This is a genomic window from Porphyrobacter sp. YT40 (genome assembly GCF_006542605.1).
GTDB lineage: Bacteria > Pseudomonadota > Alphaproteobacteria > Sphingomonadales > Sphingomonadaceae > Erythrobacter.
Genome location: NZ_CP041222.1, coordinates 429,435 through 449,032, shown reverse-complemented (window position 1 = coordinate 449,032; position 19,598 = coordinate 429,435). Strand labels below are relative to the sequence as shown.

Below are 19,598 nucleotides of genomic sequence, written 5' to 3'. Positions count from 1 at the left end.
AAAGGGGCGGACCATCGCTGGCCCGCCCCCTGCGTGTTCCCCTGTTGGACGCAGGTCAGAAGCGGAAGCTGACCTCCGCGAAGATCTGCCGACCGCGGTTCTGGGTGAGGAAGACGTCGTCACCCGCCGCCGAAAGGAACGGCCGCCCGCCCGAGGTGATGACGATGATCTTGTCGGTGAGGTTCTGGCCCACCAGCGACAGCTTCCAGTTGCCATCCGGGTGCCCGATCGAAACGTTGGCGTCGAACATCCAGAAACTCGGCTGGACATAGTCGTTGAGCGAGGTTTCGTCGGTGATGTAGCCATCGTTGTAGGCGGCGTTGCCCGACAGGAACAGCTCGAGACTGTCGCTGAGCGGGATCGCCCAGTCGGCGGCGACGTTGCCAGACCATTCGGGTGCCTGGCTACCACGCCGGCCCTTGAGGTTGATGACGCCGCCTTGCCCACCGGGCTGGAGGAAATCGTCGGTATATTTGGCGTCGAGATAGGAGATGTTCGAAGAGAAGCTCAGCCCGTCGACCGGGGTGCGCCACTTGGCTTCCAGATCGACGCCCTTGGTGGTCAGCTCACCCGCGTTGCTGGTGATGAACTGCACCGTCTGCGCGTTGAAGTTCTGCACCTGCAGATCCTTGAACACATATTGGTAGGCGGTGACGTTGAGCGTCACGTCGCGGTTCGAGAACTGCGATTTGAAGCCCACTTCGCCGCCGATCGCCTCTTCGGACTTGAAGATCAGCGAGCTGAAATCACCCGACAGCGCCGCTTGGCTGAGGCTGTTGGAAGGCAGGGCCGAATTGTCGATCCCGCCCGACTTGAAGCCGGTCTTGAACGAGGCGAACACGTTGAAATCGTCGCTCGCCTGATATTTCAGCGTCACTTCGGGCGAGAAATTGTCGTCGGCGAAGTTGATCGGGCCCGAGAAGAAACCCGGCGGAACGAAGCCCGGGCCCTGCAGGAAGGTGTGCAGGTAAGGCACGCTGATGGTCTGCACCTTCTGCTCGTCGGTCCAGCGGATCCCGCCCGACAGTTCGAGCTGTTCGGTAATGTCGAACATCACGCTGCCGAAGAACGACAGGGCTTCGGTCTTGGTGAGGTGGGTCTTGTCCCAGTCATAGGTGAAGCCGGTTACCGGATCGGGCCCCAGGAACGAGATGTTCACGCCCTGCTGCGCGGTGTCGAAGGTGATCGTTCGGTCTTCGTAGAAGGCGCCGAGCATGAAGTTGAACGCCCCGTCATTGTCCGAGGCGAGCCGCAGTTCCTGCGTGTATTGCTCCAGCTTGTTGATCGGGTCGGACGAACCGGCCCCGCCCGGCAGGCGGGTGCCATTGGGGCCGGGGATGTATCCGCCGTAGGAATAACTTTCGAAGTCCACCGCATCCATGTTGAGAATGCCGGTGACGGAGGTCAGCTTGAGCGTCTCCGACAGATCGAGTTCCCATTGCAGGCGCCCGAACCAGATTTCGGTCTCGCCAAAAGGCACCCCGTTTCGACCCGCGGCCTTCGACGGTGTCGGAACGCCGCCCGCCAGCGGGCCGGCGGTGTCGGTGAAATAATAGCGCTGGTCGAAGACATTGCAGTCATAGCCGGCGGGCAGCTGCACCGCGCCTTGCAGCAGGAACACCGGATCGGCGATTCCGTTGGCCCCGCACGAAACCTCGCCCGTGCCGAGCGCGCCGTCGTTTTCGTTCTTGGTGTATTGCAGTTTGAAGTTGGCGCGGAACATATCCGAAGGCTGCCAGTCGAGCGTGAGGCGGCCGATGAAGTCGGTGAGGCCGCGCTTCTGATTGACTGCGGGCGATCCGGGCTGGGCCAGCTGGAATTCGTCGATATCGTTGAACTGCGCGGCAAGGCGAATGCCCAGCGTGTCGGTCAGCGGGCCGGAGATATAGCCGTTGAGGAGGTAACCCTTCTCTTCGAACTCGTAATTGGCGCGCATCCCCACTTCCCACGTCGAGGTGGGATTGGCCGAGCGCAGCGAGAGCACCCCGGCGGTCGCCGACTTGCCGAAGAACAGCGATTGCGGGCCGCGCAGCACGTCGATCTGCTCGACATCGAAGAACCCGGCCTGCACCATGCGCATGGTCGAGACGACGACACCGTCATATTCGAAGGCGACTGCGGAATCGAAGGCCGCCGAGATGTTCGACGAGCCGACCCCGCGCAAGCTGAGTTGCCCGCCCGAGCCCGAACCGCCGACCTGGACGTTGAGCGTCGGCACGCGGCTGGTGACGTCGGCAACCTGGTCGATATTGTAGCGCTGGAGCGTCTCTCCGCCGATTGCGGTGACGGTGACGGGCACTTCCTGCAGGCTTTCGTTCTGGCGGCGCGCCTGAACCACGATCACGCGCTCTTCCTCAGGCGTTTCGGCCTCGTCCGCGCTGTCCTGTGCGAAGGCCGCCTGCGGCATCGCGGCGAGGCCGCTCAGCGCCGCGCCGCACAGCAAGGCGCGGTGCAGGCCGGACGGACGGACGCCGGATGCAATTCGGGCACGACGTGTGTTCATGGTCCTCTCTCCCCATCGGGCCGCAGCTATCCCGCGTGCCCTGTTCTTCCCCTTCCCGCGCCGTGTCTCCTCACGCCTTCGGGTATCGCGTGCTGGTGTATGGGAGTGCGGAAAGTGCACCATTCGCAAAAGCGATAGTGACCGCGCCAATCTGCGACAAATCGGCCACATGCGCGCGGGAATGGCCTTGCCGTAGCGTCATTCGGCGGTCTCATGCGTGGCGGCGGTCTCGCGTTGCAGTTGCACGCGGCGCGGATCGCGGGGCCAGATCCACTCCGCCCCGATCACAGGTTCGACCGCGAGCCCGGCGGGGATATTCGCCGCCCCGATCATCGCATCGAGGCTCTGGTGGAAGGCATAGATCCGCGCCTCCTGATAGGACAGTGGCACCGAACGGAAGGCCGATCCCTGCATCGATTTCTGGATCGCTTCGCCGAACTGGGTGTCTTCCAGAATGATCGGACTCATCTGTCGGGCATTGGGCTGCGTTTCGTCCGGCACGGTCCAAAGGTCGGGCGCGGGGCCGTCTCCCCAGTCGAGGGCCATCGTCACCAGCTCCAGCCGACAGGTGGTCAGCGAAGTCGGCCAGAACACCAGCGGCGGCACGAAGTAGTTGGACAGCGGGCTGACCCAGTTGGGAAACAGCGTGTAGCTCTGGGTACAGGTGCGCCCCAGTTCGCCCACGGTTTCGATCTGCTGCCAGCCGGGCGGCGAATCGATGGCGCGCACATGCGCGCGGTCGGTCTGGCGCGGCGGAGGTGCCAGCATCCGGGCGTGACCATTGGGATAGATGGTGTTGTAGTTGCGCGTGGAGTCCACCAGCGGCGCAACGGTGTCGGGGTGGATGAAGGGCACATGGTAGACCTCCATGTTGGCCTCCATCGCCACCTTCCAGTTGCAGTTCAGTTCAAAGCTGTGACGCGCCGCCAGCCGGATGCGGTCGAAGGCGAACTCCTCCCACTCGCTGGCTACGGGGCCGAGCCACTCGATCAGCGGCATGGCCTCGAGGTCGAAATTCACGAAGATGACCTTGCCGAACATTTCGCACCGCACCGGCAGCAGACCGCGGCAACTCAGATCGAAATCGGCCGGAAAGTCGCGCCGCTCGGGCACCCCCACCAGGCTTCCGTCGGTCTTGTAGGTCCAGTTGTGATAGCCGCACATCAATCGGCTGGATTTGCCGCGATCCTCGGTCACCACCGGCGCGCCGCGGTGGCGGCAGGTGTTGTGGAAGGCGCGCACCTGCCCGTCCATGCCGTGCACGATCACGATCGGATCGCCCGCATTGTGCCAGCGCATCCAGCAGCCGGGTTGGGGAACCTCGTCCAGGTGCCCGGCGAACAGCCACGATTTGCGGAACACGTGCTGCTGTTCGAGCGCGAAATATTCGGCGCTGGTATAGCGCGCGGCGGGCATATCGGGCAGCTTGGGAAAGCCTTCCGGCGGCGCGGTGCGGCGGCCCTCCCACTCCATCAGCGCCTTCAGCTGTGCGACCTCGGCAGCGTCGATCATCGGTCTCTCCCTCGGGCCGGGACCATACATCGCACCCGGCACCCGGCGGCCTCGCGCTTTCGACAGTGGCTTGCGCCTGCCCGCCCGATAGGCTGGCGGCAGACAACACGCTTGCGGGAGAAGGCGATCATGGCGGGACGGGTGGCGGGCAAGGTGGCGCTCGTGACGGGCGGGGCAATGGGGCTGGGCAAGGCCGATTGCGAGATGCTCGCGCGAGAAGGCGCCAAGGTGATCGTCACCGACCGCGAAGTCGAGCTCGCCCATCAGGTCGCGGCCGAAATCGGCGGCGATGCGCTGGCGCTCGACGTGACCGACGAAGACCAGTGGATCGAGGTGATGCGCGCCGTTCAGGAGCGTCACGGCGGGCTCGACATCCTCGTCAACAACGCCGGCAACGTGATCTTCGAGAGCATAGAGGAATGCAGTCTCGCCCACTTCAAGCTGCATCTCGACATCCACGTGGTCGGCACGTTTCTGGGATGCAAGTATGCCGTGCCGCTGATGAAGCATCGCCACAAGGTGGTGGGCGGGGGCGGTTCTTCCATCATCAACATGGCTTCCACCGCCGCCCTGATGGGTTATGGCAATATCCCCGCCTACACCGCCTCCAAGGCGGCGATTGCGGGCATGACCCGCAGCCTCGCGGTGGATTTTCAGGACAAGGGCTACGGCATTCGCGTCAACGCGCTCGCGCCCGGGGGAATCGAGACACCGATGGTGATGGGCGTCTCGGGCCGCGCGGGGCAGACGCCGATGGACATACCCGAAGGCCCGCTTCCCGCCGACGCGCTCGGCGCGCCAAGGGATGTCGCAGGCTGCGTGCTGTTCCTCGCGTCCGACGATGCGCGGTTTCTCAACGGCCTGACGATCCCGGTGGACAATGGCCTCGACGCCAGACCCCATCACTGACGAGCGGCCCGGCGCATATCGATGGTATGTGCTCGGCCTGCTGACGCTGACGAGCGCCTTTAGCGTGGCCGACCGGCTGGTGTTCTCGATCCTGCTGGAAGATATTAAGGCCACCTTCAGCCTTTCAGATACCGAGCTCGGACTGATTGGCGGGGCGGCCTTTTCGGTGATCTATGTGCTGGCGGGCTTCCCCGCCGCGCGGCTGGCCGACCGGTCGGTACGCAAGAACATCGTCGCCGCCGCCATCGCATTCTGGAGCCTGATGACCGCCGCCTGCGGGCTGGCGACCGGCTTCTGGACGCTGTTTCTGGCGCGCATCGGAGTCGGGGTGGGCGAGGGCTGTTCTGGCCCTTCCTCGCAAAGCCTCGTGGCCGACTATTTCGCGCGGGGCGAGCTTGCCAAGGCGATGGGGTTCCTCACCATCGGGGCGAGCATGGGCACCGCCGGGGGCTTGCTGATCGGCGGGCAGTTGGCCGAGATCTTCGACTGGCGCTGGGCCTTCGTGTTGATGGGCCTGCCGGGGTTGGTACTCGGCGCGATCATCTACCTCACCCTGCGCGAGGCTCCGCGAGGGCGCTACGCCCCGGCGGGTACCGACATGGCGCAGCGCCCGCTGGGCGAAACGATCCGCAGCCTCACCGCCAACCGCGTGTTCATGGGGCTGGCGCTGGGCTGGGCGGTGCAGATCATGATCGGCTATGCGCTCGCCTTCTGGATGGCGCCGGTGATGCTGCGCCAGTTCGGCATCTCGACCGGCGATGTCGGCCTCTATCTCGGGCTGACCTTCTTTCTGGGCGGCATCCCGGGGCCGATCCTCGGCGGCTATGTCACGCAGTGGCTGACGCTGAGGGACGAGCGTTGGCGCGCATGGCTGCCAGGCGTGGTGAGCCTCGGCTGCGTCGCCCCGCTCGCCCTGAGTCTGACTTCGGGCAGCTTCGGCGCATTCCTCGGCTGGTTCGGGCTCGCCTATGCGATCTATGTCGCGTCGCAGGCGGGGATATTGTCGGGTATTCAGGCGGCGGTCGAACCGGCCAGCCGCGGCTTTGCCGTGGCGATTGCGCTTTTCTTCAACAACCTCATCGGTCAGGCGCTGGGCCTGTTCGTGATCGGCGCGGCAAGCGATGCGCTCGGCCCCGCCTACGGCAGCGATGCGCTGGCCCTGGCCATGTTTGCGGTGTGCCTTGCCGCAGGGATCGCGAGCCTCGCGATCTTCGTCTGGACCGCCGCGCAAATGGAGCCGAGCGGCTATCTGGCGCGGATGCGCGGAGGCTGATTGGCGCGAGTCTCCGGTGCCCCCGTTTTTCTCTCCCTTCAGGAGAGCCTGCTCAATCCTGCCTGCAAACATCTGTGATAGTTAACAAATTTGATCTGAATCAAGTTCGACTATCTAGTCTTGACCCTTTCGCAAAGCAGGTTCATGTTCCGCGCCACATAAGCACAGAGTCGCACCCTCAAGGATTAAACGCCGATCTTTAAAGATTGTGCGTCTGGTTCTGTTTTATTTTGTGAGTTGTTCAAGTCAACTTACGAAACTAATGCACTGTGCCTGTGGGGCACGTGCGGTTCGGGGAGGACTGTCATGCTGCTGGAAGGATATCCCGGAGTTTATATTCAGGAAGTGCCATCGGGGATCAGAACGATCACCGGGGCCTCCACGGCCATTCTCGCCATTGCCGGCCATTTCCCACGCGGTCCCATAGACCGGCCTGTGCGGGTGACGAGCTGGGGCGATGTGGAGCGGCATTTCGGCGGGATCGACCGGCGTTACGAGGCGGCCTACGCGTTGCAGGAATTCTTTCTTCAGGGCGGAACGCAGGCCTGGGTGGCGCGCATCGCCTTTCAGCAGCCGGGGATTGTCCTCAACACGACCGAGACCGCGATGACCGTGCGCGCACGCGCCAACGGCACGGGCGGCAATGGCATCGAAGTTCGGGTCAGCCACACCAACGGCGGCAATTTCAATCTTCTGGTGCGCAACGGCAATTCCGGGACTTTCACGGAATATGCCGATCTCAGCACGGACCCGCTGTCGCACCGCTTCGCCGGACTGATCGTCAATGCCGATGAAGCGGCAGGGGGATCGCCGTTGATCCTGCTTGAGAACATTGCCCATCTCCCGGCAGCGACCGGCACGACCTCCACGGTGCTCGCGGGCGGTGCGTCAGGTGTCGCTGCGAGCGCTGCGATGACCTCTGTGCCGCTGCCCGCGATCACGCTTCAGGCGCTGGCCGGAGCGAGCAATTCGACGACGGTTGCCGTGGCGGCAGGCACCAGCCCCGGCACGTTCCGGCTGACCTTCGCCAACCCGGCGCATGATCTCGACAACCTTTCGCTCAATCCGACTTCGACCGATTTCGTCGTTGCGCGGGTGGCCGCGACGGGCGTGGTCGCAGTGGTGCAAGGACAGCATCCGCTGCGTACTCCGGCGGTGGCTGCGGCGGCCTCGTTCTCCGGCGGCGGTGCGCCCGTTCCCTCGGCCAGCGTAACCCTGCCGCGCGCGGTGGGTGGCGGCAATTCGATCACCGTCACGGCGGTCAACCCGGGAAGCTGGGGTAACGGGCTGCGGATCGGGATCATGCCGACGCTGTCCGGCGGATTCGACATGTCGGTCGCGGAATATCGCGGCACCGAGCGGGTGCGCGGAGAATTGTTCCGCAATCTCAACGTCATACCGAATGACCCGAACAATGTCGTCACCGTGATCGCGCGCCAGTCGGAACTGGTGCGGGTGAGCGGCACGATGATCCTGCCGCGCGCGTCCTCCACCGCAGCGGTCGATATCGAGAACCTTGCGCCCGATGTGCTCTATGCGCTGACCGGCGGGGCGGACGGCACCTTGCCGGGCGATCCCGCATGGGCAGCCAGCGCGGCAGCGGCGTTCCTCGGCAACGAGACCGCGCGCACCGGCCTGTTCACCTTCAACCACCTCGATCCCGACTACTTCACGTTGATGGCGATCCCAGAGGCGCCCTACATGGCCGATGGCGGCAACGGGGTTTATGCAGCGGCAGGCGCCTATTGTCGCGATCAGCTCGCGTTTCTGCTGGTCGACCATCCGATCACCGCAGATTCGGTCACCGGGATCACCGCCTGGCCGATCGCGCAGACGCTCGGCACTGATCTGGCGCGCGGGTCGGCGCTGTGTTTCCCCAAAGTCGTCAAGAGCGACCCGCTGGGCGGAGAGCGCACGCTTTCGGCCAGCGGCAGCATCGCAGGGCTGATGGCCCGCACCGATGCGCAGCGCGGGGTGTGGAAGGCGCCTGCCGGGCTCGATGCCTCGCTCGCCGGGGTGCGGCCTTCGGTGCCGATGACCGATCGCCAGCAGGCACAGCTGAACAAGCGCGGGCTCAACGTGATCCGGGTCAAGCCCTTCGCGGGCTCGGTCAACTGGGGCGCGCGCACGCTGGCGGGGGCCGATGCGCTGGCGAGCGAGTGGAAATATGTCCCTGTCCGCCGCACCGCGCTGATGATCGAGCGCACGCTCAAGGATTCGCTGCCCTGGGTGGTGTTCGAACCCAATGACGAAAGCCTGTGGGCGCAGATCCGGCTGAACATCGGCGCCTTCATGCAGTCGCTGTTCGTGCAGGGCGCGTTTCAGGGATCGAGCCCGCGAGAGGCCTATCTGGTCAAGTGCGACGGCGAGACCACCTCGCAGCAGGACGTCAACAGCGGTGTCGTCAACATTCTGGTCGGTTTCGCGCCGCTGAAGCCGGCCGAATTCGTCGTCGTGCGGCTGACGCAGCTGGCCGGCCGGCTGGCGGCCTGAGCGGGAGGAGATCAGGACATGGCAATTTTCACCGTCAACGCCAACCGCTTCGATCCCTACAAGAACTTCCGGTTCCGCCTGAAGTGGGAGGGGCGCTACATCGCGGGCATCTCGAAGGTCAGCGCGCTCAAGCGCACCACCGAAGTGGTTGAACACCGCGACGGGGGCGATCCGACGACGATGCGCAAATCCCCCGGCAACACCAAGTTCGAGCCGATCACGCTCGAACGCGGAGTCACGCACGACACCGAGTTCGAGGACTGGGCCTCGCAGGTGTGGCGGATCAACAACGAGCGCGGCAGCCAGATCGCGCTGGCGGGGTTCCGGCGCAACCTTCTGCTCGAACTGCACAACGAGGCCGGGCAGATCGCGATCGTCTACAAGATCTTCCGCGCCTGGGTGTCGGAATACAACGCCCTGCCGGAGCTCGATGCCAACGCCAATGCGGTGGCGATCCAGTCGCTGATCCTGCAGCACGAAGGCTTCGTGCGCGACGTCGACGTGCCCGAGCCGACCGAACCGCTGGTGGTCTGAGGGGCAGATCATGCCCTTTCTCGATGATACCGAGGCGCTGGCACTGTGGGAAGACGGCGAGCGGCTGAGCATGCTCGACCGCGCGGTGCGGATGGCGGCGGCGCTGGCGGGGATCGGCGTCGATGCCGCCGGCGACCTGCCGCTGCCCGTCCGCGACCGCCTGCTGCTGGAGGCGTTGTGGCACATGGGCGGTGATAGCGCGCCGGTGGTCGCCCCCTGCCCCGATTGCGGCACGCTGCACGAAGCCGACGTGGCGCTCGCGCCGCTGCTGGAGGCCCGCGACGCCGCGCCTGCGCAGCTGACCATCGCCGGGCAGCGCACGGATTTGCGTCCGCCGTCGAGCCGCGATCTGGCGGAGGCCATCACCAGCGGCGATCCCGGCGCGCTGGCGCTGCGCTGCTCGGGTTTCGACGCTGCACGGCGCGATCCGAACGCCGCGCAGGCGATCGAGGCGGCGCTGGAGGAGGCCTTTCCGCTTCTCAACATCCAGATCGCCATGCAATGCGATGCCTGCTCTGCCGAATTCGCGCGACGGCTCGATCCGGTGCCGCTGCTCTGGGCGTTGGTGACGGCCAAGGCCAAGGCGGCGCTGGCGAGCGTCGATTGCCTCGCGCGCGCCTATGGGTGGAGCGAGGCGGAAATCTTCGCGCTCAGCCCGCTGCGGCGGCGGCGCTATTGCGAAATGGCGCTGCAATGAGCGGGCTGTTCGCCACCCTCGCCGCCGCCGCGCACGGCGATGCGGAGGCCCTGCGCGCCCGCCCGCGCGGGCGGTTCGAGCCCGAGGCCGGGGCGCTGCCGGAGATGACGATGGCGGAGCGCTCGGCCTCCGAGGAACCGGACGAGGAGCAAACCCACCGGCCAGCGCCGCGCCCCCGGGAAGGGCAGCGGGTGGCGCGCGCTCACGAGGCTGCGTCGCCATCGCAGCCGCTGATGCCGCGCGCGCCGGTCGCTGCCGATCCGATTGAAGGCAGGGCCGAGGCGGCGGATCGCCGCGATGGTGGGCCGCACCATTCCGACCAGCCGCGCAGTCGCTCGTTGCGGGCCGAGCCGCCAGAGAGAACCGGGAATGCTGCGGCGACTTCCGCACCGCTCCTGCCCAGCGCCGAAAGGGTGAGCGAGGCCGAGACCCCGAACGCATCCCACTACGATGCTGACGCGTCTACGCCCGCGCGCCACATCCCGAAAGACCGCGCTCCTCTGCCCATGCTGCCGGTGGCCGTCGATCCACTCGCGGAGCCTGTCGCCGCGAACTCTTCCTTCGCGCCGAACCCGTCCGAACCCGCCGCACCGCGCGCTCGGCAGACGCGCAGCCTTAGTATCGGGCGGATCGAAGTGCGGCCCGCACCGCCTCCACCGCCGCCGCCAACACCGCAGGCGAGCTACCGCGCGACCATCATCCCGCGCGCGCAGCCGCGCCAGTCGCTCGACGAATATCGGCGGCGGGGGCGCTGAGCCATGCCGGGGGGTCTTGCCATCGCCGCTCTGTCGCACGCGCTGCGGTTCCGGCTGCGGCAGGTGATCGCCGAGGAGGACAGCGCAGCGATCGGCCAGATCGACGTCGTCACCCGCGCGCCCGAGCAGATGGGCACCCCTGCGATCACCCGTGCCACTTTGCTGCTCTACCCCTATCGCATCGTCCCCAATGCCGGGTGGCAGAGCAGCCGCGGCGCGCCCTACAATGCCGCTGGCGAGCGGCAGGCCGATCCGCTGCTGGCGCTCGACGTGCATTATCTCCTCGCCGCCTATGCGCCCAATGCGGGGCTGCCCGATCTGGCACTGGGCCTCGGGATGCTGGCGCTGCACGAGACCCCGCAGCTGACCGCGGCCCTGCTGGAAGCGGCGGCGGCGGATTCCGCGCTGCCGGGCAACTCGCCCTTGCCGCAGGCGGTGCAGCAGCTCGCCGATCAGGACGCGCCGATCAAGCTATCGACCACCCCGCTGGAGCTGGAGGGACTCTCGCAGCTGTGGTCGATGATGAACAGCGGCCTTCGGGTCGGCATGACCTATCAGGTCAGCACCCTGCTGCTCGAGCGGCAGCGGCGGCGGGCCTCCGCGCCGCCGGTGCGCGAAGGGCGGCTGGGCCTCACGCTGCTGCGCGCACCCTTCATCGCCCGGCTGCTGGTCGCGCCTGCCGATCCCGCACAACCCTTCGCCGAACGCGCGCTCGCCGCGCCGGGGGAACGGCTGCGGCTGGTGGGCAGCGGGCTCGCTGGGGATGTCACCGAGGTGTGGATCGGCGACCGTACGCTGACCGTCACCACCATGGCAGCGGACGCGATGGAGGCGGCGGTGCCGGCCGATCTGCGCCCCGGCCTGTCGCAACTGCGGGTGCGCCACCTCACCCCCAAGCCGGTCGGCACCCTGCCGCCGCCGGGTGCGGGGACGATTCCCGTGGAACAGTCCAATCTAGTCGCCATCGCCATCCGCCCGGTGCTGCGCGCCGCCAATCCCTTCGTGTTCAGCGGGCGGACGGTCGAGGACGGGATCGTCAGCTTCACCGTCACCGTGCATTTCGCCGTGGCGGTGGGGCGGCTCCAGCGCGCCGAACTGCTGCTCAATGCGGTGAACGCCGACGCCAATGGCCGCTTCCCCGCCTATGTCTTTCAGGCCCCCGATCCGGCCCCCGGAACCGCCGATGCCGCGGTCACCAGCCGCACTTTCGCCATCGCCGGAGTAACGCCCGGGCCCTATCTGGCGCGGGTCATCATCGACGGGGCGGAGAGCGCCCTAACGAGTGGCGCGGCAGGCTATGACGGGCCGATCGCAACGGTGCCGGCATGAGCGCGACCGTCCACCCCTTCCTCGGCAGCGCGCAGCCGCGCCTCGCGCCCGAACTCGACGCGATCAATCTGCGCCTCGCCGAAATCGCCGGTTGCGCCGAGCCCGAGCCGGTCGCGCCCGAGGAGGCGCCGCCCTGGGCGCTCGATATGCTGGCGCTGCGCTTCGGCCTCTCTCCTGGCGAGCGGGCGGCGGTGCTCTTCGCCGCGGCCAGCGAATGCTGTGGGCAGACCGCCGCGCTGGTTGCCCGGATCGGCAGCGGGCCGCCGACGCTGGGGCTGGCAATGCGGGTGTGCGAGGGGCTCGACTGGGCGGCGCTGCGTCCCGATGCCGCGCTGCGCCGCGCGCGGCTGATCGCGCTGGCCGAAGTGCCGGGCATCGGCCTCAGCGAGCGGCCCTTCCGGCTCGACGACAATGTCCTGCTGTTCCTCAACGGCTGCATGCAGATCGCGCCCGAGCTGATCGCGGTCAGCCAGCCGCTGCCCGCAGGCGCGCAGCTCGCCACCGATGCGGCGCTGGTGCAAGCGATTGCGCGCCAGTGCGAGGGGGCCGGTGCCAAGGCGCTCGACCTGCCGGTGATCGAACTGGTCGCCAGCACGCGCGGTGATGGGGTGGCGCATGCGCTGGCGGGGCTGCGGGCGGCGGGGCATGGTTGCCTTGTCATCCCGCTCTCGCGCCTGCCGCACGATCCCGAGGCGCTGGTGCGGCTGCGCGACCTGTGGCTGCGCGATGCGCTGCTTTACAACCTCGCGCTGGTGCTGGTCGACGATGCGCCGGGCACGGCGGCGCTCGATCCGCTGGTCGGCGGCTGGGCGGGGCCGGTCGCGCTGGTCACGGATACCCCGCGGCTGGAGCTGACCCCGCGCCGCCGCTTCGCCATCGGCCACGACCGGGCGCAGCAGCGCGCGGCATGGCAGGCGGTGCTGAGTGAGGCGGGCGCTTCTGCCTCCCCCGATGCGATCGACCGGCTGGCGCACAGCTTCCACTTGCCCGCGCAGGTGATCGCCGAACTGGCGCAGAGCCACGCCGAAGCCGCGCCCGAGGCGCTATGGGCGGCGGCGCGTGCGGCGGCCTGCCCGCGCGACATCGGCTTCGTCGACAGGATCGCGCCCGTCGCCCGCGCCTCGCAGCTCGTCCTGCCCGACGAGGCCGCCGCCACCATCGCCACGATCATCGGCGCAGGTCGCGCGCATCACCGGGTGGTGGGCGAGTGGGGCTTCGGCGACACCGGCGCGCGCGGGCTCGGCGTCACCGCGCTGTTCGCGGGCGAAAGCGGCACGGGCAAGACCATGGCCGCCGAGGCGATTGCGCAGGCCTTGGCTCTCGATCTTTACCGGGTCGAAGTCTCGGCGGTGGTCAGCAAGTATATTGGCGAGACCGAAAAGAACCTGCGCCGGGTCTTCGCCGCGGCCGAGGCAGGTGGTGGGGTGCTGCTGTTCGACGAGGCCGACACGCTGTTCGGCAAGCGCAGCGAGGTCAGGGACGCGCACGACCGCTATGCCAACATGGAGGTCGGTTATCTGCTGCAGCTGATGGAGAGCTATTCCGGCATCACCATCCTCACCACCAATATCGATGACGGGCTGGACACCGCCTTCATGCGGCGGTTGCGCTTCATGGTGCAGTTCCCGCTGCCCGGGCAGGCCGAGCGGCAACGGATCTGGGAGGGCATCTTCCCCGAAGCGACCCCGACCGAGGGGATCGACCACGCCGCGCTCGGCCGCCTGTCGCTGACCGGCGGCAACATCCGCAACATCGCGATCGGCGCGAGCCTGCGCGCGGCGGCGGCGGCCGCGCCGGTGGGCATGGCGCATATCCTCGATGCGGCGCGGGCCGAGCTGGTCAAGCTGGGCCGCCCGCTCAGCGACATCGATCACAGGAGCTGGGAATGAGACAGCCCGCCTCCCTCACGATCGAAACGCTGGTGCTGCCGGGGCTGGATGCCCGTTCGGCAGAGCAGGTCGCGGCGGATCTCCACGGGCAGCTGGCAGCGCTGGAGATGGCGGATCTGGCGCAAGGGCTGGTGTGGCGGCAACCCGATCATGCGGTCGATCTGACGCTCGATTGCCGGGCCGATGGAGGGATCGACACCGCCGCCATGGCCGCTGCGATCCGCGCGCATTTCGTCACGCCGGAGCAAGCGGCATGAAGCTGCGCGCGCGCCTTCGCTCCGGCACTGCCGATGTCGCCGCCACCCGCGCGGTGCGGCGGGCAGAGGTGCCGCACCGCGCGCTGATGATCGCGCGCTTCGGTCGGCGCGCGGCGCATGTCCCGGTGTTCATCGGCCCGGCTGTGGCGGCGTCGCTGCGGCGCAAGCAGGCGCAGGGGGCTGCGATCGACGGGGTGATCTTCCTGCCGCACGAGCGGGTCGGCAGCGATCTTGTCGCGCATGAACTGGCCCACGCCATGCAGCAGCCCGAGGCGGGGCTCGGAGACGCTGCACCTACGGCGCTGCTGGAGCGGCTCGCCCATGCGCCGGTGCTGCCCGAACACAGCCGTGCCGAGGCCGCCGCCGATCAGGCCGCCGAGGGTGCGGGGCCGGTCGATCTGACAGCCACGCCGGTCGCGCCCGGTGTGGCGGCGTTGCGGCGGACCGTGCCCGAGGGTGAGACCACGAGCGCCGAACCGCCGGTGCCCACCCGCAGCGAAGAACCGGCCCGCAGCGATGCGTCCGCCCCCTCCGGCAGCGCAGGAGCCGCATCGCCCGAAGCCGCCGCGCCCGCCGCTGGCGACACCGACATTGCCCCCACCTTCACCCCGCCCGAATTCGTCGAACCCACCATCGACCCCGCCCTCGCAGCGCAGCGTGCAGCAGAGGCCGCCGCAGCGCAGGAGGCGATGGCGAATGCCGAAAGCCCGGCGGGGGTGATGGATGCCTATGCGACCATGGCGCCCTCGCAGAAGGCGGCGGCGATGGGCGGGCTGCAAGGCCGGCTTGAGGCGAGCAACGTGACCGCGCACGGCAAGCTTGCGGAAGCCACTCCGGCGATCACGGTGGAAACGGGGGGCGAGGACACCGCGCTCCCATTGCCGCCGCCGATCACTGTCCCCACCGATGCGCCCGATATCACCCCCGCCGATGCCGCCGCGCCGACGGTGGATGTCCCCGCCCCGCCCGAACAGCCCACGCTGGCAGTGCCGCCCACCTTCAATCACGAAATGGAGCGCCACTTCAACGAGAGCGCCACGCCCGAGCGGGTCGACGACCAGATCGACGCAGTGGCGACCGGCAATCCGGGGATTCAGACCGCCGTTACCGACCGGGCCGGCGTGCCGCGCGACGGGGCCAATGATCCCGAACGGCTCGATGATGCGCAGACGCAGCAGCGCGAGGCGGCGTCCACCCAAAGGCAGGAAGCCGCTGCGGCGGTCGTCAACGGGCCGGGGCCGGAGACGATCATGCCCCGCGCGCTCGCGGCCGAGGCCCCCGCGCCAGAGATGACGGCGGCAACCACCGCGCCGATCACGCCCGCACCCGAGGCCGAAAAATTGCAGACTCTCGCGCTGCCCGAGGCCGTGGTCGCCGATTTCGACGCCGCCACCGGGGCCGACATGGCCGCCAGCACCGCCGCCGCGCGCGACCAGATGCAGACGGCGGAGGCCGAACGCCAGACCGCGCACGATACCGCCGTCGCGCAGGCCGAGACCGATCGCGTTGCCGCCGAACAGCAGGCCGACCAGCAGCAGCGCGATGCCATCACCGAGCAGCGGCAGGTCATTCAAGACGAACGTCAGCGCACGGTCGACGACCAGAACACCGCCATGGCCGAGGTCAACGGGCAGGCGGCGCAGGCGCGCGATGCCAAGCGCGCCGAGGCCGAAACCGAGGTCCGCAACGCCGAGACCGCAATCGACGCGCGTTACGATGAGGCCGAGACCGAAGCCCGCGCCAAGGTTGCCGAGGGCGAGCGCAAGGCCGAGGCCGAGCGCGAGCGCAAGCGCCGCGAAGCCGAAAACCAGAGCTGGTGGGAACGCGCGGCGGGCTGGATCGCCGATGCCTTCGAAGCACTCGTCTCGCTGGTCAACGGCATCTTCGATCTGGTGCGCTCGGCGATCACCGGGCTGATCGAACTGGCGCGCACCGCCGTCACCGCGCTGATCGACCTCGCCTCTCGCGCCTTGCAGGCTTTGGTCAGCGCGCTCGGCGAATTGCTGAAGGGCCTGATCGACGGGCTGATCGGCGAGATCTTCCCCGAACTCGCAGCCCGCCTGACTGCCGCGATCGACAGCGCGGTGGCGGTGGTCAACAGCGCGATCGATGCGGTCGCCAATGCGCTGATCGCCGGGGTCAATGCGATCGCGGCGGCGCTGACCAGCGCGGTCAACGCTATTCTCGATGCCTATCAGGCGGCCTTCAACGCGGCGGCGGCGGTGTTGCAGGCGGCGATCAGCGGCGACTGGGGCGCCTTGCTGCGGCAGGTGCTCGATGCGGTGCTGCGGGTGCTGGGGATCGATCCGGCCGCCTTCCACGCGCTGATCGCGCAGGCGAGCGAGGCGATCGACATCATCGTCAACGATCCGGGCGCGTTCGTGGGCAACATGATCTCGGCGCTGGTCGGCGGGGTCGAGCGTTTTGCCGACAATTTCGGCACGCACCTGCGGCGCGGATTGATCGGCTGGCTGACCGGCGCGCTCGGCGATATCCAGATTCCCGACGAGTGGAATCTGTGGACCGTGCTCGATCTGGTGCGCCAGATCATGGGGCTCACATGGGATTTCGTGCGCGAGCGCGCGGCGCGGTTGATCGGCCCGGAGAACGTCGCGCGGCTGGAAATGATGGCGAGCTGGATCGGCACGCTGATCACCGAAGGCTGGCAGGGGCTGTGGACGCGCGTGCAGGAATCGCTTGCCTCGCTGCGCGACAGCGTGATGGAATCGATACGCAACTTCCTGATCGAGCGGGTGGTAATGGCCTCGATCAGCTGGCTCGCCGGCCTGTTCAATCCGGTCGGAGCGCTGGTCAAGCTGGTGATGACGATCTGGAACATCTACCAGTTCGTCAGCGCGCAGTTGCAGCGGCTGATGGGCATCGCGCAGGCGGTGGTCGCCTCGATCTCCAATATCGCCCACGGGGTGCTCGATCCGGCCAAGCAGCGGGTGGAGGAGGTGCTGGGCAACCTCGTGCCGGTCGTCATCGATCTGTTGATGAGCCTGCTGGGCGTGACCGGCGTGGCGGCGCGGGTGCGGCAAATCATCACCGACCTGCGGCAGCGGATCGCGGATGCAGTCGACCGGATGCTGGAGCGCGTGCTGACCACCCTAGGCCTGCGCCGCGGCGCCGCGGGCGGCGCAGACGCGGCGGCAGGTGGCGCGGCGGCTGCGGGGGCGGCAGGCGGGCCAATCGGCCATCCGGTGCGAGTCGATGTGGCCGAGGGCGAAGACCACACCCTCAGCATCGACCGCACCGGCCCGGGCGGCGCCACCGTGATGCTGCGCAGCGACCCGCGCCCGCTGGGGGCGTGGCTGGATACGCTTCAGGGCCTCGCCGATGCGCAAGAGAACCGAACCAAAAAGCGTGCGGCGCAGGGCGCTATCCGCTCGGCACGGACCATCCTCAACCGTCTCGAACCGCTCGCCGATGCGGAGGCGACCCGCACCACCCGAAACACCGGTGCGCGTCCCGCGTCCGGCAGAGCGGCGACCCCCGCAGCCGCACCTGCCGGAGCCGCGACCGAAGTCGTCTCGCTCGAGGATCAGCTTGGTCCGCTGCTTGTTACCGCGTTCAACAATGTCGACATGGCGGCGGCATCGGGCGCGTTCCTGGAACGCTACGCGGCGGATATAGCTCGCGCGCATCCGCAAGCGCAGGAGATGATCCGCCGCGACCTGCGCGAAAATGCAGCAACGCTCCAGAACCTGCGCGACTGGGCTGCGGTCAGCACCCGCATCAAGACCAGCAATGCGCTGTTTCTCGACCCGCTGGAATCGTCGCGGACGTTCGGAGGCCTTGCGCGCACGGCGCTCGAGAACGCGGTTGCGCCTGCCGATGCGGCGCTCAAGCCGCGCATCGTCACGCTGTGCCGGCAGAATGTTCGCGACGGCGCGGGAGGGCCCAAATTCGCCGCGCTCAAGGCAGCGCTGCACACGGCCATCCTCGAAAACCACAACATGGGCAGCCCATCTGGCGCACTCGCCACGGCGTTGACTCAGGCCGCCGCCGAGGCCGCCACGACCCTCAATGCCAGCGGCGATGTCGATGGCGATCTGCGCACGCAGATCACGAATATGGGCCTGCACGCTTTCCTTCTGGCGATGGGTAACAATCAGACCGTCGGAACCATCACCCCGGCAAGGTTCGACGAGTTGTGGAAGGCTCCTGGCGGCGCGAACAAGGAATTCATCACCTCCCGCTTCCGGGTGCCGACCGGTATGCACGAGTGGATCCCCACCAATTACATCCCCGAAGTGCTGGCGCGGGCGCGAACGGCGCGCGAGGAGGAGGGGATCGAAGCCGCGACCTTCTGGGTCAAGCTCCATACCGAATGGCGCACGCCGACCGAATTGCTGATCTACAAGCCTTCGACCGGAACCCGGTCGATCACGGTCGCAGGGCGCCGGGTGACAGTGCTCCAGGGCCACGTAGGATCCGTCTACGCCCCGGCAGACGATGCCGGAGCCACGGCAACACCCCAGCAGCAGACGATCGGGCAAGGGCCGTGGCACGACCGGCTCCGCGAAATTTTCGACGCCAACAAGTCGGTGGGCGGAACGTCGAAGGCTGCGGTGGAGGCGGTGATCACCCAAATTCGAACCTTCGCCAACAGCACCGTGTGGCGCGGCGAGGCCAGCGCCGCGATTGACGCCTACGACGAATATTTCAGCACCAACAGCGCCAGCGCGTCGCGGATCGGGCTCAGCGGCGTGAGGACCAATGCCGGACGCGCGGCTGCGCAAATGGACATCGACTTTCAGACCGCCCGAAACGTGTTGGGGAGAGCTGCCTGATGACCGCCCCCTTCACCCCCAAGACCCTGCGCGGGGCGATTGTCAGCTTCAAGCTGCCCGATCCCATGCCCAACGTCATCGTCTTCCAGTACAACCCCGCCAGCCTGTCGCGCACGCTCGAGGCGCGGACCTCGGGCGGGGGCGAGGGTGCGGGGGAGGAAGCTTTCCGCATCGCCGGGGCGCCCAACGAGACGATCAAGCTCGAGATCGAGTTTGACGACACCGCCGGCATGGGCGGCAGCGACGCGGTCCAGCCCGGTGGGGTCGCGGCGCAGCTGGCCGCACTCGAAATGCTGATCACGCCATCGAGCGCACTGGTCATCGCCAACACGATCCTCACGCAGATCGGCACGATCGAGATCATTCCGCCGCAGGCCCCCTTCACCGTGCTGGTGTTCGGGCGCAACCGGGTGGTGCCGGTGCGGATCGCCGAATTCGGTGTCAGCGAGGATGAGTTCGGCCCCGACCTCACGCCGATCCGCGCCAAGGTGTCACTCGGGCTCAAGGTGCTGACCTATTCGGACCTGCAGTTCACGCATCCCGGCCATCACCTGAGCCTTGCGCATCAGGTGAGCAAGGAGGTGCTCGCCAAGATCGCCAACGTAGGCTCGCTCGATGCCGTGCTCGGCAGCGGGCAGCGGATCATCTGAG

13 protein-coding genes are annotated in these 19,598 nt (G+C 67.7%); 11 read left to right on the top strand and 2 right to left on the bottom strand.

Translation table 11 applies throughout. The features are described 5' to 3' along the window. Positions 1-55: 55 nt before the first annotated feature. Together E2E27_RS02045 and E2E27_RS02040 are read right to left on the bottom strand one after the other, a co-directional pair. Positions 56-2,503 carry a TonB-dependent receptor gene (locus E2E27_RS02045; protein ID WP_181443523.1) on the bottom strand — a complete coding sequence of 816 codons (2,448 nt, stop codon included), beginning with the start codon at positions 2,501-2,503 and terminating at the stop codon, positions 56-58. A 198-nt stretch (positions 2,504-2,701) separates the two neighbouring features. Next, a complete protein-coding gene (locus tag E2E27_RS02040; RefSeq protein WP_234036146.1) occupies positions 2,702-4,015 on the bottom strand; it encodes an aromatic ring-hydroxylating oxygenase subunit alpha in 1,314 nt (437 codons plus the stop codon). 129 nt (positions 4,016-4,144) lie between these two features. Here E2E27_RS02040 and E2E27_RS02035 point away from each other — a divergent pair, with 129 nt between their 5' ends. From E2E27_RS02035 to E2E27_RS01985, 11 genes are all read left to right on the top strand, one after another. Beyond that, the gene (locus E2E27_RS02035; RefSeq protein ID WP_141457455.1) at positions 4,145-4,924 is read left to right on the top strand and encodes an SDR family NAD(P)-dependent oxidoreductase; all 780 of its coding nucleotides are present in this window, start codon (positions 4,145-4,147) and stop codon (positions 4,922-4,924) included. After that, positions 4,896-6,197 (top strand): spinster family MFS transporter, encoded by a 1,302-nt coding sequence (locus E2E27_RS02030; RefSeq protein WP_141457454.1) that lies wholly within the window; start codon positions 4,896-4,898, stop codon positions 6,195-6,197. Before E2E27_RS02035 ends, E2E27_RS02030 begins: the two co-directional genes overlap by 29 nt. A gap of 306 nt (positions 6,198-6,503) precedes the next feature. Beyond that, positions 6,504-8,690, top strand: coding sequence for a phage tail sheath C-terminal domain-containing protein (locus tag E2E27_RS02025; protein ID WP_141457453.1), 2,187 nt, complete (start codon positions 6,504-6,506; stop codon positions 8,688-8,690). Positions 8,691-8,708: 18 nt separating this feature from the next. Beyond that, positions 8,709-9,224, top strand: coding sequence for a phage tail protein (locus E2E27_RS02020; protein WP_141457452.1), 516 nt, complete (start codon positions 8,709-8,711; stop codon positions 9,222-9,224). A gap of 10 nt (positions 9,225-9,234) precedes the next feature. Further along, positions 9,235-9,921 (top strand): hypothetical protein, encoded by a 687-nt coding sequence (locus tag E2E27_RS02015; RefSeq protein ID WP_141457451.1) that lies wholly within the window; start codon positions 9,235-9,237, stop codon positions 9,919-9,921. After that, the gene (locus E2E27_RS02010; protein WP_141457450.1) at positions 9,918-10,676 is read left to right on the top strand and encodes a hypothetical protein; all 759 of its coding nucleotides are present in this window, start codon (positions 9,918-9,920) and stop codon (positions 10,674-10,676) included. Before E2E27_RS02015 ends, E2E27_RS02010 begins: the two co-directional genes overlap by 4 nt. Before the next feature lie 3 nt (positions 10,677-10,679). Continuing rightward, positions 10,680-12,005: a Pvc16 family protein gene (locus tag E2E27_RS02005; RefSeq protein ID WP_141457449.1), complete on the top strand. Its 1,326-nt coding sequence runs from the start codon at positions 10,680-10,682 to the stop codon at positions 12,003-12,005. Further along, the gene (locus E2E27_RS02000; protein WP_141457448.1) at positions 12,002-13,894 is read left to right on the top strand and encodes an ATP-binding protein; all 1,893 of its coding nucleotides are present in this window, start codon (positions 12,002-12,004) and stop codon (positions 13,892-13,894) included. The genes E2E27_RS02005 and E2E27_RS02000 overlap by 4 nt, the downstream gene beginning before the upstream one ends. Then, positions 13,891-14,151 (top strand): hypothetical protein, encoded by a 261-nt coding sequence (locus E2E27_RS01995; RefSeq protein WP_141457447.1) that lies wholly within the window; start codon positions 13,891-13,893, stop codon positions 14,149-14,151. The genes E2E27_RS02000 and E2E27_RS01995 overlap by 4 nt, the downstream gene beginning before the upstream one ends. Next, complete coding sequence (locus tag E2E27_RS01990; protein ID WP_141457446.1) at positions 14,148-18,947, top strand: eCIS core domain-containing protein; 4,800 nt, start codon at positions 14,148-14,150, stop codon at positions 18,945-18,947. The genes E2E27_RS01995 and E2E27_RS01990 overlap by 4 nt, the downstream gene beginning before the upstream one ends. Beyond that, positions 18,947-19,597, top strand: coding sequence for a hypothetical protein (locus E2E27_RS01985; protein ID WP_199799088.1), 651 nt, complete (start codon positions 18,947-18,949; stop codon positions 19,595-19,597). The genes E2E27_RS01990 and E2E27_RS01985 overlap by 1 nt, the downstream gene beginning before the upstream one ends. Position 19,598: the final 1 nt, after the last annotated feature.

Excerpts from the sequence above, each read along its gene's own strand:
- E2E27_RS02045 (WP_181443523.1), bottom strand. The coding sequence starts at position 2,503 with ATGAACACACGTCGTGCCCGAATTGCATCCGGCGTCCGTCCGTCCGGC.
- E2E27_RS02040 (WP_234036146.1), bottom strand. The coding sequence starts at position 4,015 with ATGATCGACGCTGCCGAGGTCGCACAGCTGAAGGCGCTGATGGAGTGG.
- E2E27_RS02035 (WP_141457455.1), top strand. The coding sequence starts at position 4,145 with ATGGCGGGACGGGTGGCGGGCAAGGTGGCGCTCGTGACGGGCGGGGCA.
- E2E27_RS02030 (WP_141457454.1), top strand. The coding sequence starts at position 4,896 with ATGGCCTCGACGCCAGACCCCATCACTGACGAGCGGCCCGGCGCATAT.
- E2E27_RS02025 (WP_141457453.1), top strand. The coding sequence starts at position 6,504 with ATGCTGCTGGAAGGATATCCCGGAGTTTATATTCAGGAAGTGCCATCG.
- E2E27_RS02020 (WP_141457452.1), top strand. The coding sequence starts at position 8,709 with ATGGCAATTTTCACCGTCAACGCCAACCGCTTCGATCCCTACAAGAAC.
- E2E27_RS02015 (WP_141457451.1), top strand. The coding sequence starts at position 9,235 with ATGCCCTTTCTCGATGATACCGAGGCGCTGGCACTGTGGGAAGACGGC.
- E2E27_RS02010 (WP_141457450.1), top strand. The coding sequence starts at position 9,918 with ATGAGCGGGCTGTTCGCCACCCTCGCCGCCGCCGCGCACGGCGATGCG.
- E2E27_RS02005 (WP_141457449.1), top strand. The coding sequence starts at position 10,680 with ATGCCGGGGGGTCTTGCCATCGCCGCTCTGTCGCACGCGCTGCGGTTC.
- E2E27_RS02000 (WP_141457448.1), top strand. The coding sequence starts at position 12,002 with ATGAGCGCGACCGTCCACCCCTTCCTCGGCAGCGCGCAGCCGCGCCTC.
- E2E27_RS01995 (WP_141457447.1), top strand. The coding sequence starts at position 13,891 with ATGAGACAGCCCGCCTCCCTCACGATCGAAACGCTGGTGCTGCCGGGG.
- E2E27_RS01990 (WP_141457446.1), top strand. The coding sequence starts at position 14,148 with ATGAAGCTGCGCGCGCGCCTTCGCTCCGGCACTGCCGATGTCGCCGCC.
- E2E27_RS01985 (WP_199799088.1), top strand. The coding sequence starts at position 18,947 with ATGACCGCCCCCTTCACCCCCAAGACCCTGCGCGGGGCGATTGTCAGC.